A 13,575-nucleotide genomic window follows, 5' to 3' on the forward strand; every position below is an offset into this window, starting at 1 on the left:
CGGTTGGACGAGCGGGTTCTTTCCGTGGCGGAGGGGCTTGGGTATGCGGAAATCGGTCGGCGTTTGGAGCGGCCTGCGTCGACGATCATGCGGGAGGTCACCCGCAACGGCGAACATGATGCACGACCGGCTCCGCGAAGCAGGCCGAACAGCTCACTCTCACCATTGGGAGAGATGATCTACCAGACGCGGGCCAGGAATCGGTCTTCGGCCGTGTAGTCGAAGAAGTGGCCGAAGTACGGATCGTCGGCCGCTGGAAGGATCCTCGATCTGTCGCCGGCTTCGGCTGCGTCGAGGAGCCAGTCGATCTGTGCGGCAACCGTTGTTGCGTAGTCACCGGTCGGCCGATAACCGAGTGCGGCCGCTGCGGAGGTGTCGAGTACAACGGGGTGAGCTGAGTCCCAGGGTGTCGCACCGAGCCGGTTGTCGGTTTGATCGTCGAGGAGTACCTCGTTCCACTGATGATCGAGGTGGTTGGCGATGGTGCGGGAAATGTCGAGTGCGCTGGGGGAATCGGGATCGGCGATATTGAGGATTCGTGTACCTGGTGTGTGGGCGACGGTTTCGATCAGGGCGGCGATGTTGGCCGCTGCGGTGGTGTGGACGACCCCGGTTCCACGTCGGGCGAGTAGCACGGCGGTGCGCCGGTCCAAGATGCGTTTGACGAAGACCCATTCGCGTGGGCAGCTGCCGCCGATCCCGTGGACCCTCGATGGTCGCAAGACGCTGATCGGCAGTCCGCTGTCGAGCGAGACTTGTTCGGCGGCAACCTTGTTCGGCCCGTACCCGGCGTGGGACCGATAGTCGATATCGTTCGCCGTCAGGGTGGGCGCAGACTCGTTGATCGGTCCATCGAATCGCGGCTCGACCTGCGAGTTTGCGTGATTGCCTGCGGCGTCGATGTATACCGCCTTGCTCGACATCAAACTTCGACAGGGTGCTGCTCGAGGGCTGCCGTGCCGGTGAACCAGTAGATCGCGGTGTTGGTGAGCACGAAGTCGTCCTCGACCGTCTCGTCGAACAGTTGGGCGTTCCACGCCAGTAGGCCGGCCGGCGAGTCGGCGAGGGCGTGCGCGAGGGTCTGCGGCTGCTGGGAGTGCAGCACGTTGAATGCGCCCTTCTCCTCCCAGAACCACTTCAGGACCCCCAGGGCGGCTCCTTCCTCTTCGGTCAGATCGACCAGCTCGGCCGGATCGCCGGAGGGGAAGGAGAAGATCTGCGTCACGTGCACGCCGACCACATGTTCTGGATCCAGCCGGCCCACCTCCGGGGACCATAAGGTCTCGCAGTTCGCCGAGGTAGCCGAGGGCTGGGGCATCCTGTGGCCGGCGGCGGTCGTGGTCATGCAGACGGCGCTGTTCGTGCCCGTTGCGTTCCGGCGGGTGACCCGACGGAAGGTGGGGTCCTCCTCGCCGCGCAGGCCGGGCTGTCCTACCTGCTGTACTTCACCTGCTCGCCATACGCCACGGTCACGAACCTGCTCCTCGCCACGATCCTGCTCGCGTTCCGGCCCGGGCCGGCCTGGCTGGCGGTCGGTCCGGTGCTGTTCGGCGAGTTCGCGGTCCGGTACTGGGCGACGCAGGACCCGGGTATGCGGCCGTATTGGGCCGTGCTCGCGACGGCGGGCACCGGCGTCGGCTTGTACGCACTGTGCTGGCTGCACGACCTGACCCAACAGCGTCAGGAGGCGAAGGCCGATGTCGCCCGCCTGGAGGCGGCCCAGGAGCGGCTCCGGGTGGCCCGGGATCTGTGCGAGTCGCTCTGTGACCGACTCGCCGGGCTGATCGTCGTTTTCGACCGGGCGCACGCCGCCCCCGACCCGCGCGCCGAACTTGCCGCCGCCGTGCACACCGCCCGCGACGCACTGGCGACGGTCCGCGCCGTGGCCGGCGACCACGGCCGGTGGAGCCTGACCGGGGAACTCGCGGCGACCGGTGCGGTACTCGAAGCCCTCGGGATCACCGCCCTCATCCGCTCCGACGGCGCCGCGCTGCCTGCGCCTGTGGACGAACTGCTGGCCAGGGCGCTGCGGGCAACAGTCCTCAGCTGGACTTCAGAACAGCCGCCCCGCGAGGTCCGAATCAACGTCGCCGACGCACGACTTCGCATCGAAGGAGACAGTTCACCGCCGGTTGTGACCGGCCTGGCCGCCGAGGTGGCCGGCGCGGGCGGGGAGCTGAACACCGGCCCTGGCTGGCTGGACATCCGGCTGTCCGCTACGCCTGCCGCAAGCCTGACGCCGCTGGCGGCGATGCCGTGGCTGGCCTGGTGGGCGCTGCACGCTCAGTTGTGCACGTTCAACGGAGGACAAGGCGGGAAGGCGACCGGCAGTGCTGTCAAGGCGCGGTGGAAGGGGCCCGGCCGCCAGACTGGTTCCCCGGTCGGGAGGTCCAGTCGCATCTCGGGCAGCGCATCGAGGAGCTGATCGATGGCGTCCTGCGCGATGAGGTAGGCGGAGGATTGCGCCGGGCAGGCGTGTGGGCCGATGCCCCATGCCAGGTGCGCGCGATTGCCTGCCTGGTTCTCGGTCCGGATCGCGGGGTCGTTGTTGCATGCGGCCATGCTGATGACGACCGGCTGATGCGCGGGTAGCCAGACGTCGTCGACGAGGATCGGTTGGCGAGGGTAGCTGATCAGGAGGTTCGCCAATGGTGGGTCGTTGAACAAGACTTCGTCGAGGGCTTCGCGGGAGGAGAGGTTTCCGCCCATGACACTGCCGCCGAGCCGGTCGTCGGTGAGGATCACCAGCAGGGTGTTGACGATCAGGTTCAGTAGGAATTCGATCCCTGTGCCGTAGACCTGGGCTACGTGGTTGACGACTTCCATTTCGTCGAGTTCGGACGGATGCTGCAGCAGCACGGTGGTGATGTCGTTTGCTGGTTCGGTCCGTTTGAGTGCTACGAGTTCCAGGAGCGCCTCGAACAGTATCTTGTTGCCGTTTTCGGCATCGACTCCCTCGACGATGGCGGCCGTGCCGGCGGCGACTCGCTGCCCGATCTCCGGGGGGCAGCCGAGCAATGTATTGACGACCTGGAACACGAGCGGGAACACGTATTGGCCGATCAGGTCGGCTTTGCCGTCCTGGCAGAAGGTGTTGACCAGCGGGATGGCGATGCCTTCCACGATGTCGTGGAGCGCGTAGAGGTCTATTGCGTCGAGGCTCGCGGTGCTGGCCTGGCGGTAGCGCGCGAAGTCGAGTCCGGTGCTTCTGCTCGCGAGTGGCCGCCACCCCAGCAGTGGGAGGATTGGGCAGTCGGTGGGGATGTTCTTCTGCCAGGTGCGGGGATCGGCGGGGAAGTGTTCGGGATCGTTGAGGATCCGTACCGCGGTGTTATAGCCGATCACCAAGGTGGCGGGTACGCCGGGTGCGAGCGTTACGGGAGCCAAAGAGCCGTATTGGCTGCGCATTTCGCGGTAGGCGCGGTGCGGATCGGCGGCGAATTCCGGCGCGTGCAGCGGCACTCGCGGGTCGTCGGAATCTACCGGTGAGCCGTGGTAGACCGGGCAGGATTGGGCGGGTATTTGGGACGGCGGCGTACTCAAGGATGGAACTCCATACAATTCGTGTGCACGGCGGGTGGGACGGGTTCTGTGCCGAGGCGCAGCGCCGGGGAGCGCGTTACCTGATTCCGGCCGGAACCGGTTGAGGGGCATAGCGTCGGGGTACTGATCTTGGCTGCGACGAACCACGTGGAGGTTCGTCAGATGCCGAGGGCGCCCAGCGAATCGTGATCGTCGAGGGCGGTGGTGATTCGCTTCAACAGGGTCAAACAGGTTTCGTCCGTTTGCATCTTGGGTTGATATGCCGCTCGGCCGATGGTGAATGCCCAGGCCGCGTAGGCGAACATGGACTGCTGCCGATAGGCCAGCCAGGCATCGTCGAAGGACGGCACCTCGCCGCCGGCGCGCCCAAGCTCGTCGAGGTAGACCTCCAGCAGTTCGCGGTCCCACGCGCGCCGGTCGTCGGGCTCGCATCCCGAGTTGACGGTATACGCGAAGTCATGCGCCCAGCCGCCCTGCATCACGACTTGCCAGTCGGCGTACCCCATGCGTCCGTCGCTGGTCACGTAGGTTTGCCCGATGTGCGGGTCGCCGTGCAGCAAGGTCGGGGCCATGTCCTTGGTCGCCATATCGAGCGCGCGCTCGACGCCGGCCCACAATCGGTCGCTCTGACCGTAGAGGGTCGCAGGGATAACCTCTTTGGCCCGCTCCATGCCGACTTCGCAGCGTTTCTTCATATCGATCGCGGAGCGGACGGCGTCGAGCATGTCGTTCGGGGTCTTGAGGACCGCGATCGACGGATGCTTCCAGAAGGTGCCGTGTAGTCGGGCGAGATTGCGGACCAGATCTTCGATCTGGTCGCGGGCGATCGGGGCATTCGGCTCGATGAACACCGCGCCACGAGTCGCGGCGATGTCCTCCATGAGCGCAATGGACCGCCACGATGACGGATCGAAGGCGCCCCAATAGCCGATCGGCGCCTCTATCTCGACATCGGGACGCAAGTCCATGAAGAAGTGGGTTTCGCCGTCGATCATTTTCGCCCCGCCTAGCAATATGCGCTGGCTGAGGGAGGTGGTGGTCTTCGCGAACAGCTCGGTAGGCAATCCGGCCTGCTGGCCCGCCTCGTTGTAGTCGACGCGAATCGCAACCCGCGTGGACGTGCCGTGACTGCCATTGGATGTGCTGAACGAGAGCACCTCGGCATCGGGGACGTCGCGACACAGGACAGCCGTCAGCCAGTCGACGGTGATCGCGTCACCGGAGATGGGGACGTCGTCGGCGCTCCGCGCTTTCGGCCGGGTGATCTTCTCTAGCAGCACATGACCACCGACTGTGACGACCCGACCGAGCAACCAGAGCTTGTGGTTCAATCGTTTGCCTCGATTCCGGAGTGTACGAAATATTCTGAGCAGCTGTCCCGTTCACAAACACGTGCCGAAGGACAGTACCCGATAGGTTCGGATCATGTTGTACGACAACATTTTCGCTGGTTGTGACGCTATCGCGACCGCCTGACTGGTCACCCGGCGGCGGATCCGGTGTTGAACGCGGTCTGGGCCATGTCCACGTCGCCGCCGCGGGTCGAATCATCAACTGCATTCCAGGAGCGATCCAGGGAGGCGTTGCGAGGAGGGAATACGCGGGCGGCAGACTGGTTGGCGATGAAACTGCCTGAGCTTCCCGATCTGCCGGTCCGTGCGGCTCTCGATCGAATTGTCGCAACCCTGGCCGACCGCGGGACCGCGGTGTTGGTGGCGCCACCGGGGACCGGAAAGACGACGTTGGTTCCATTGGCGTTGGCCGCCGGGACACCGGGGCGGGTGCTGGTGGCCGAACCCCGGCGGCTGGCGGCGCGGGCGGCGGCCGGGCGGATGGCCGCGCTGCTGGGGGAATCGGTGGGGGAGACCATCGGGTACTCGGTGCGCGGGGATCGGCAGGTGGGTCCGGGGACGAGGGTCGAGGTCGTCACATCGGGGTTGCTCGTGCGGCGGTTGCAGGGTGATCCCGAGCTGACCGGGGTCGATGCGGTCGTGCTCGACGAGTGCCACGAACGGCACCTCGACGCGGATCTGCTGCTGGCCTTGCTGCTCGATGCTCGCGCGGGGTTGCGGCCGGACCTTCGGGTGCTCGCGACCTCGGCGACCGTTGCGGCCGAACGCCTTTCGATACTCCTGGGTAAAGATGGCGCGGCGCCGGTCCTGGAGGTGCGGGGGCGGACTCATCCTGTCGAACTGACCTATGTTCCGTCGTTGCCACGGGAGCGAATCGAGGCGCACGTGGCCAGGGCTACCCGGGCCGCGCTCGCCGGAACTGGCGGTGACGTGCTGGTCTTCCTGCCCGGCGCCGCTGAAATCCGCCGGACGACGCAGCTATTGGCGGATGTCGAAGGGGTGGACCTTGTTCCGCTGCACGGCAGGCTGTCGGCCGTGGGCCAGGACACCGCCCTGCGGCCCGGGTCGCGGCGGCGAGTGGTGCTGTCCACTGCGGTGGCCGAATCCAGTCTGACGGTGCCGGGGGTGCGGGCGGTGGTCGATTCGGGGCTGGCTCGGGTCCCGCGCATCGATCGAGTGCGGGGGCTGGCAGGACTTGCGACAGTCCGGGTTTCGGCGGCGGTTGCCGAGCAGCGGGCCGGACGGGCCGGGCGCGAAGCGCAGGGTCGGGTATGGCGTTGCTGGCCGGAATATGAACACGCCACCTTGCCCGCCTATCCGGAGCCAGAGATCCGGACGGCGGATCTGACACGGTTGGCGTTGGAACTGGCATGCTGGGGTACCCCCGACGGACATGGCCTCGCCTGGTGGGACGCTCCACCGTCCGGCGGATTGGCCGCCGGGCGTGATGTATTGAGCGCATTGGGGGCGGTTGATGCGGATGAGGTGACCGAGCGTGGGCGTCGGATGGCCGGGATCGGACTGCATCCGCGGTTGGCACGAGCGTTGCTCGACGGCGCCGCCGAGGTCGGGGGGCGGGCGGCCGCGGAAGTGGTCACGGTACTCGACGACGACACCGTCGCTCGCGGCGTGGATATCACGGCTGCTCTGCGAGAACTGCGGCGGGAGCGCCCGACCCGGTGGCGACGAGAGGTCGAGCGGCTGGCGCGATTGGTCGAAGTGTCCGACGGTGTCGACGATCCGGCTCTGGTTATCGCGCTGGCTCATCCGGAACGTTTGGCGCGTCGCCGTGGTGCGGGCTCGTCGATCTATCTCATGGCTGGTGGCACCGCGGCGACGCTGCCACCCGGTTCCGGATTGGGTGATGCGGAGTGGCTGGCGGTCGCGGTGGCGACTCGCGACCCTGGGCACTCCGACGGGCGGATACGGTTGGCCGCCGTCGCCGATGAACAGCTCGCCCGCCGTGCCGCATCGAATCTGCTGGTGACCGTCGACGAGGTGGACTGGACCGACGGTGACGTGGTTGCTCGCCGAGTCGAGCGACTCGGAGCGATTCTGTTGTCGGAGTATCCGATTCGGGACCCCGATCGCCGATTGCTCGGCGATGCGGTGCGTCGTGGACTGCGCGAGACCGGGCTGGGCCTGCTGCGCTGGGACGCCGACGCGATCGTCCTGCGACAGCGTCTCGACTTCCTGCACCGCACCCTCGGCGCCCCTTGGCCGCCGGTCGACGACGAGTCACTGCTCGCCGGGATCGACAGCTGGCTCGGCCCCGAACTGGCCACCGCTCGTCGCCGCGCCGACCTCGAACGCGTCGATGCCGGACAGGCATTGCGCCGCCTGCTGCCCTGGCCCGCCGCGGCGCACATGGATGAACTCGCGCCCGAACGCATCGAGGTCCCGTCCGGCAGTCGCCACCGCCTCGACTACTCGGCCGACCCGCCGGTGCTCGCGGTCAAGGTGCAGGAAATCTTCGGCTGGACGGACGCGCCGCGCTTGGCCGAGGGCCACGTCCCGGTAGTGCTGCATCTGCTCTCACCCGCCCAACGCCCGGTCGCGGTCACCGCGGATCTGGCCTCTTTCTGGCGTACCGGCTGGCCACAGGTCCGCTCCGACCTGCGCGGACGCTACCCCAAACACGCCTGGCCGGAAGATCCCGGCACTGTACCCGCCCACCGCGGCACCGCCCGCAACGCGGGTCGCGGTTAGCCCGAACACGCGACATCGCGTCGAGCAACATGAGTACGCACGTCGGCATCGCCCAGCATTCGATCAACTTGGCTACGGGCGTCGCTGCGGTAGTGCAGCGGTGGCCGATGCGAAGCACATCAGTGTGACCTAGGCGATCCATCGCGCCATTGCCGTCTGGAATTTTCATCGAGATCGAGAAAATATTTCGATACCGGTAGCGGATATTCACATGAACGGGCTTGGTCGGTATTGTCTCGAATTCTGCGAAGTAGTGAAATCAACACCGCGCCAATGGATTACGCGATATGTTCAGAACGGTATCCACACATGCCGTGTGACAGGAACAACGATCTATGCGGAGGAGGGCGTCATGACAACTACACAAATTCCCGGACCCGTCGAAGAGGTTATCCGGCGGATGCGTGCCATCAAGGAGGCCACCGCTGGCCGGATGCTCCTCACACCGGTCGGTCCGCCGCCAGTATGACGATCGGACGACTTGGCCGACACCGTGCACCGGTTCGGCCAAGTCGTCCAGAGCTGTCAGAAGGCAAGTTCGTCGAAACCGTCGGGAACTGTGTCGGCGACGGTGATGCAATCGCGCGCCCAGGGGCCGGCAAGTGCGAAGAAGCGGAAATCTCGCAATCCGTGACACGCTGGAGGCTGAGCAGCCGAAAAGCCCGAATAAACCAGATGACGCCGTGGGTATCGGTCGCGCCCTCGGTGATCGGCTAATCGGTTGAACCCACGGTCATCGATCGTGGGGCGCTGTCTTCGGGTCGCTGTGGGTTGGGGGTTACATGGGCATGTTCGGGAAGATCATGTTCCACATGTTGCGCATCATGTCCATCATTTGCGTCCACATCGGTATCACCACCTTCATCACCTCCTACGTTCTCATAGCTGAGCGTTTACTGACTACCCAGCGATGAGGCCGACATGCTCGGTATCGGGAGGATTCGAGGGTTGTTTCGTTGGCTGTCGTCCTGTCGGGGTGATGGAGACGTGTAGAGCAGGATTTGCCACGTCGATCAGCTCTGGCCCACGCCTAGGGCGGTCAGCAATACCAGTACCACGGTGGTCACGGCGAACACACCGTGACCGGCGACGATCGCGATGGGAAAATGCCGCTCGGCTGGAGCATCGTGTGCCGCCGGTGCCGCGGCGGTCGATGCTGGGGCGGCGTGGGCCCGGTAGACCGGTACCCAGCGGATCAGCATGGTGAATCCGAGCAGTGCGACGGGGACCAGCAGTGCGAAGGCGCTCCAGGCCAGCGCGTCCTTGTCGGTGGCGAGGTAGACGATCCACACGATCAGTCCGGTCACGGCCAACAGGAAGTGACCGAACAGCACCGGTGGCGGCAGGTGGGTGCTACGGGGCTGGCGCGCACCTCCTTTAGCGACCCAGGTGCCGAGCATGACGAAACCGCCGACCGCAGTCAACAGCCACAGGATCAATGCGGCGATACCCATGATGTGCTCCTCGGTGATTGGTAGAGGTGGGGTTCAACGCTGGAATCCGCTGGCCTGGGTGGTCTCGTCGGCGACACGGACTCCGTAGCGGAAGACGAGTTTGCCGCCGAGATAGCCCGATACTGCGAGCGCCAGCAGTGCTACCACGCTCAACAGCAGCGGGCCCCAGCTCACCGCACCGTGCGGGCCGTCACCGGTGCGCCGCCACAGAAAACCGACGGCGAAGACTAGGACCACAGCCAGATTCAGGCTCATGTGGACCAGCCCGGTCCGGAACGCGGGAGTGCCGGTCGGTATGGCCAGCAGGTCCAGCAGTCCGATCGCGGCTGCGGCGAGGGCGCCGAGCACACCGATCGCGATCAGCCACATCGACCCTCGGGCCAGGAAGTCCGGATCGTCGACGAGGCGGGAGGCCAGGTCGAAGACCAAGCTTGCCACCCAGGCCCCGATCGGGACGGTGACCAGGATCGGATGAAATGGATGCCCGTATGGGCCCGCCAGGGCGGCGCTGACCGGCTGTTTGGCCTGTTGGGGATCACTCGTCATGACAACCTCCCTGACCTCGTGGACGCTCCTGCTCGTCCCTCCGGAGAAAAAGTGCCTGGCCGCCTCGCCTTTCCCCCGCGTTCCCCGGACGCTCGCGTCTACACCCCGCTCGGCATTGTGCGCCGGGGTAATTGGTCAGAGCTGGTGTCAGCGGTCGGGTCGCCTGGTTCATCCTCCATCCAGCCCTTCGGCTCCGAGGCTGGCTGTGGTGGCAGCGAGGACTCCACCGGACACGCGGTGCGAATTCTCACGAGTAGAGTGCGTCGATCAGGTTGCCGTACATCTCGTGTACGTTGCGCCTTCTGATCTTCATGCTCGCGGTGAGTTCTCCGCCATCCGGAGTTCATTCGGTGGTGAGGACGGTGAAACGTTTGACCTGTTCAACGCGAGCGAGCTCCTGGTTGGCCTCCGCGACCGCACGGTCCATTTCTGCGATCAGGTCGGGGTGGGTGGCAAGGTCATCGGCGGATTCGACGACGATGCCGCGGGCTGTCGCCCATGCTGTAACCGCCTCTTGGTCGAGCACTATGAGGGCGACGACGTACAGTCGGCGGTCGCCGTAGGCCAGCGCTTGGCCGATCAAGTTGTGCTTGGTCAGCAGCGCTTCGATCGCGGTGGGGGCGATGTTCTTGCCGCCCGCGGTGATGATGAGGTCTTTCTTCCGATCGATGATGTAGAGGTGCCCGTTGTCGAGCCGCCCGACATCGCCGGTATGCATCCAGCCCTCGTCGTCGGTGACGGGTGTAACGGATCCGTCAGCCTGGAGGTATCCGGTGGCCACGATGGGACCACGGACGAGGACCTCACCGTCGTCGAGTAGCCGAATCTCATTGCCGGGGATGGGCTTTCCGACCGATCCGAGGTGGAAGTCCGCCGCGCCGGTCGCCGTGGCCACGCCCGTGGTTTCGGTCATTCCCCAGGCCTCGAGGATCGCGATGCCGCGGGTCCGGAAGTACTCCTGCACATCCATGGGCAGCGGCGCGGCGGCGCTGCAGGCCCACGTGACCTGATCCAGACCGACGTCGGCGAGGGATGATTCCGGGCGTGCGCGCAGTGCGGCCGCGAGCTTCTCCCAAATTCGGGGTACCCCGAAGAAGCTCGTTGGTCGGGTCCGAACGAGCAATCCCACGAGGTTGCTCGGATCCGGACAGAACGTCACGTGACCGGCCTTGTGAATGGCCATGTAGACCGACACCATGCGTTCGGCGATGTGTGCCAACGGCAGGTAGCACACGCTCCGGAAATGTTCGGGGGTCGGTGCTGCCGCGTCCCTGGCTTCCGCATTGGCGATCAGTGGTCGCACGAGCCCGAATCGTTTGGTGCGTGGTGTGTTCCATACGAATGTCGCGTCGCCGGCAGCTGAGCAGTGCCCGGATTGTTCTGCGTGGCAGTCTCTGGTTCCCCGCCGCGTGCGGGCCGGAGGCATTGAGTTCTGTGAGCTCGTGCGGGTGAAGACGGAGCGATTCATCGGGGCGTCGACCGATGCACCTAAGTTACACTGTGTATACAAATGTGAGGGCCTCGATCGAAGGAGAAGCGGAGATGGCTGAGCCTGCGGCTGCAGGGGCGCGTCGGGTGCGGATGAGTGCGGCCGAGCGTGAACAGCAGTTGCTTGATGTGGCGGAGGTGTTGTTCACCGAGCGGGGGTATGAGGGGGTGAGTGTGGATGAGATCGCTCGGGTGGCGGGGGTGACTCGGCCGATCGTGTACCAGCATCACGGTTCGAAAGAAGGAATCTTCCTGGCATGCGTGCATCGTGCTCGTGCCCAGTTCGAGCAGAGCCTTGTCGCTGGTGTGACGGAGGTCGTGGAAGCGGGTCGGAACTTACGGGCCATCGCTGCGGCTGGGGGTGCCCCGTACTTCGACCTCATCGTTTCCAACCCGCAGCGGTGGGCGCTGTTGTTCACGACGTCGGCAAATCTGGAAGGAACGCTGGCGGAGCAACTGGGGCAGTTGCGGCATTCGACGATCGTGCAAGTCGGGCAGTTGGTGCGCCCTCTGGTAGGGGTCGTGGGCGAGGACGATCTGATGGCGTTTTCGTATGCGGCTTCAGGGATTGCCGAGCAGTTGGGTCGCTGGTGGCTGCGCAACCCACAGATTCCGCGTGAGCGGGTATTGGCGTTGTACGCCGATCTTGTCGTGGGGGCGGCATCATTGCTGCAGTCGCCGGTGATCGCAAGATCGGGCAACTGAGCCGACGGGTCCTCGCTCGGATCACCGGACGGATTGCGCCACGCTGTTTCGCGTCGGGCTTATCGAAGCTGCGGTCCCTCCGTGACGTAGCACAGCTGGGTCAGGATTTCTTCGAGGGGGCGGGCGATCTGCGCGGCAAGTCGCCGCATGACGCTGAGCATGGTGGCGCTGTCGAGTTCGTGGTCGACCAAGACCGCGTCCAGAACCATCGCGGCATACGCCTGCCGACGATTCAGGACCGCATCGGGCAACCAGCTCAGCAGCCACGCCTCGCCGGGGCGGTCGTCGGCCAGCCGAGCCGCGAAACCGTGGCACCGTTGTCCGGCGATGCTGAACGGGGTGATGACGAACTCATCGATATAGGACGTGATCAATCCGCGCACGGTCGCATTGGTCGCGGTGTCGGGAAGGAGCTCTTCGGCAGTGGGCGGCGCCGGCACTGTCGAGCGCGTGGGGGCGGACGGAATGAGCTGCGGTGGTGCGGCTTCCGAACCGGGGCCGTGCTGGTGATGGTTACCGACGGGGTGGATCCGATCGGGGGTATGCACGACCGTGACGGGCAACATGATGGGCATATGGTCTCGTTGCATAGGTTCCATGTGTAGGGGTCGAGGCTGCGCAGCGAGTGCGGCCGTAGCGAGTCTTCGAGGCCAACCGGAACGGATGGTTTACACACTGTAACTATACAGGCTGTAGGTCTTACGGGGAGTGCCTGACCCCGGCACGTGATGTGGCCGCGGCGTGCGGTGGGGCGGCGCGGTCGAGGTCGGCGATCTGGACCAGCGGGTCGTGTCGATGTGTTCGGCGCGCCGGTGGCTGGATGCGCGACCGTGCCTACACCAACCTGCGACAAGGCATGTTGAGCACCATGCCCGTGGTCAGGCCGCTGATGCCGGCGCCGATGACCGCGGTCCGCGGTGGGGACATGGCTACTTTCCTTTCGGCGTTGTAGACACATCTCGAATTTTGTCTACGGGTAGACACATTCTCAGATCTGTCTAGTTTTTGCTAGGGTTTGAGCGAAACCGCTGTCGTGCCGATGAACCCGTACCGAAAGTGAGCCGCGTGATCGAAGCAGAGACCGCCACGGTGGTCGACAGGCTTCTCGATGCCGCTCAGAAACTGTTGGCACGCAAAGGAATCCGGGCAACTACCGTCATCGAAGTCGCCGAGGAAGCGGGTGTCTCGCGAGCGTGGCTCTACCGGCACTTCCAGGACAAGGCTGCGCTGCTCGGCGCGGCGATCGTCCGGCTCAACGACGCGTTGTGGAGCGGCGCGCGCGCCGAACTCGACACGCTCGGAACCTTTGCCGAACAGCTCACAGCAGGTGTGCGCATCGGGCGCGGGGCCTACGACGACCCAGGGACATTGTTGCTGCGGTTACGAATGGCCGAGCCCGAGGAATTCGCACTGTGTGCCGGCGCAGGGGTTTCCGGTCTCGTTCCCGATCTCGCCGCCTTCTGGCGTCCCTACGTCGAGTCCGCCGCCGCGCGCGGTGAGATCCATCCACACCACGACCTCGCCGAGGTATCGGAGTGGGTGGCGCGCATTCTGATCAGCCTCGGCACTGTCCCGGGAGATACCATCGACGCAGACGACAGCGCTGCTGTTCTGCGCCACGTGCGCCGCTACATCCTGCCGAGCATGGCCGCGGACCCTGATCGATTCGACGCCCGCCCCGAATAGGTGACCCAGGCATCGTCGACGATTCGTGGTCGGTTAGGACACAATGTTTGCGCAGGTTAAAGTCCCAAATTTCGGATAGCCACCGCAGTCTC

Annotated in this window: 12 protein-coding genes; 4 read left to right on the forward strand and 8 right to left on the reverse strand. The window is 65.3% G+C overall.

Annotated elements, in window-relative coordinates; all coding sequences use genetic code 11:
* The first annotated feature begins 24 nt into the window (after positions 1 to 24).
* The gene (locus OHA42_RS22930; protein WP_406229920.1) at positions 25 to 219 is read left to right on the forward strand and encodes a helix-turn-helix domain-containing protein; all 195 of its coding nucleotides are present in this window, start codon (positions 25 to 27) and stop codon (positions 217 to 219) included.
* On the opposite strand, the gene OHA42_RS22935 is transcribed toward OHA42_RS22930, so the two are convergent.
* From OHA42_RS22935 to OHA42_RS22950, 4 genes are all read right to left on the reverse strand, one after another.
* Positions 180 to 926, reverse strand: coding sequence for an NAD-dependent epimerase/dehydratase family protein (locus OHA42_RS22935; protein WP_406229921.1), 747 nt, complete (start codon positions 924 to 926; stop codon positions 180 to 182). The two genes, OHA42_RS22930 and OHA42_RS22935, sit on opposite strands and share 40 nt — an antisense overlap.
* Positions 923 to 1,264, reverse strand: coding sequence for a hypothetical protein (locus OHA42_RS22940; protein ID WP_406229922.1), 342 nt, complete (start codon positions 1,262 to 1,264; stop codon positions 923 to 925). Before OHA42_RS22940 ends, OHA42_RS22935 begins: the two co-directional genes overlap by 4 nt.
* 1,019 nt (positions 1,265 to 2,283) lie before the next feature.
* A complete protein-coding gene (locus tag OHA42_RS22945; RefSeq protein WP_406229923.1) occupies positions 2,284 to 3,543 on the reverse strand; it encodes a cytochrome P450 in 1,260 nt (419 codons plus the stop codon).
* Between the two features lie 158 nt (positions 3,544 to 3,701).
* Positions 3,702 to 4,874, reverse strand: coding sequence for a phosphotransferase (locus OHA42_RS22950; RefSeq protein WP_406229924.1), 1,173 nt, complete (start codon positions 4,872 to 4,874; stop codon positions 3,702 to 3,704).
* A gap of 291 nt (positions 4,875 to 5,165) precedes the next feature.
* Here OHA42_RS22950 and hrpB point away from each other — a divergent pair, with 291 nt between their 5' ends.
* A complete protein-coding gene (gene hrpB, locus OHA42_RS22955; protein WP_406229925.1) occupies positions 5,166 to 7,604 on the forward strand; it encodes an ATP-dependent helicase HrpB in 2,439 nt (812 codons plus the stop codon).
* Positions 7,605 to 8,617: 1,013 nt separating this feature from the next.
* Here hrpB and OHA42_RS22960 read toward each other — a convergent pair.
* From OHA42_RS22960 to OHA42_RS22970, 3 genes are all read right to left on the reverse strand, one after another.
* On the reverse strand, positions 8,618 to 9,058 hold the full coding sequence (locus OHA42_RS22960; protein ID WP_406229926.1) for a hypothetical protein: 441 nt from the start codon (positions 9,056 to 9,058) through the stop codon (positions 8,618 to 8,620).
* 33 nt (positions 9,059 to 9,091) lie between these two features.
* Positions 9,092 to 9,604, reverse strand: coding sequence for a DUF2231 domain-containing protein (locus tag OHA42_RS22965; protein ID WP_406229927.1), 513 nt, complete (start codon positions 9,602 to 9,604; stop codon positions 9,092 to 9,094).
* A gap of 343 nt (positions 9,605 to 9,947) precedes the next feature.
* Complete coding sequence (locus tag OHA42_RS22970) at positions 9,948 to 10,907, reverse strand: AMP-binding protein (protein ID WP_406229928.1); 960 nt, start codon at positions 10,905 to 10,907, stop codon at positions 9,948 to 9,950.
* Between the two features lie 278 nt (positions 10,908 to 11,185).
* Here OHA42_RS22970 and OHA42_RS22975 point away from each other — a divergent pair, with 278 nt between their 5' ends.
* Positions 11,186 to 11,797 (forward strand): TetR/AcrR family transcriptional regulator, encoded by a 612-nt coding sequence (locus tag OHA42_RS22975; RefSeq protein WP_406229929.1) that lies wholly within the window; start codon positions 11,186 to 11,188, stop codon positions 11,795 to 11,797.
* 59 nt (positions 11,798 to 11,856) lie between these two features.
* Here the strand turns inward: OHA42_RS22975 and OHA42_RS22980 are convergent, their stop codons facing one another.
* Positions 11,857 to 12,372 carry a hypothetical protein gene (locus OHA42_RS22980; RefSeq protein ID WP_406229930.1) on the reverse strand — a complete coding sequence of 172 codons (516 nt, stop codon included), beginning with the start codon at positions 12,370 to 12,372 and terminating at the stop codon, positions 11,857 to 11,859.
* A 490-nt stretch (positions 12,373 to 12,862) separates the two neighbouring features.
* On the opposite strand from OHA42_RS22980, the gene OHA42_RS22985 reads away from it, so the two are divergent.
* A complete protein-coding gene (locus OHA42_RS22985; RefSeq protein WP_406229931.1) occupies positions 12,863 to 13,483 on the forward strand; it encodes a helix-turn-helix domain-containing protein in 621 nt (206 codons plus the stop codon).
* Positions 13,484 to 13,575 lie beyond the last annotated feature (92 nt).

This window comes from Nocardia sp. NBC_01009, from assembly GCF_045208035.1.
Taxonomy (GTDB): domain Bacteria; phylum Actinomycetota; class Actinomycetes; order Mycobacteriales; family Mycobacteriaceae; genus Nocardia.

Bases quoted from the DNA above. Each gene is read 5' to 3' on its own strand.
- hrpB (WP_406229925.1), top strand. From the start codon at position 5,166: ATGAAACTGCCTGAGCTTCCCGATCTGCCGGTCCGTGCGGCTCTCGAT.
- OHA42_RS22960 (WP_406229926.1), bottom strand. From the start codon at position 9,058: ATGGGTATCGCCGCATTGATCCTGTGGCTGTTGACTGCGGTCGGCGGT.
- OHA42_RS22965 (WP_406229927.1), bottom strand. From the start codon at position 9,604: ATGACGAGTGATCCCCAACAGGCCAAACAGCCGGTCAGCGCCGCCCTG.
- OHA42_RS22980 (WP_406229930.1), bottom strand. From the start codon at position 12,372: ATGCCCATCATGTTGCCCGTCACGGTCGTGCATACCCCCGATCGGATC.
- OHA42_RS22975 (WP_406229929.1), top strand. From the start codon at position 11,186: ATGAGTGCGGCCGAGCGTGAACAGCAGTTGCTTGATGTGGCGGAGGTG.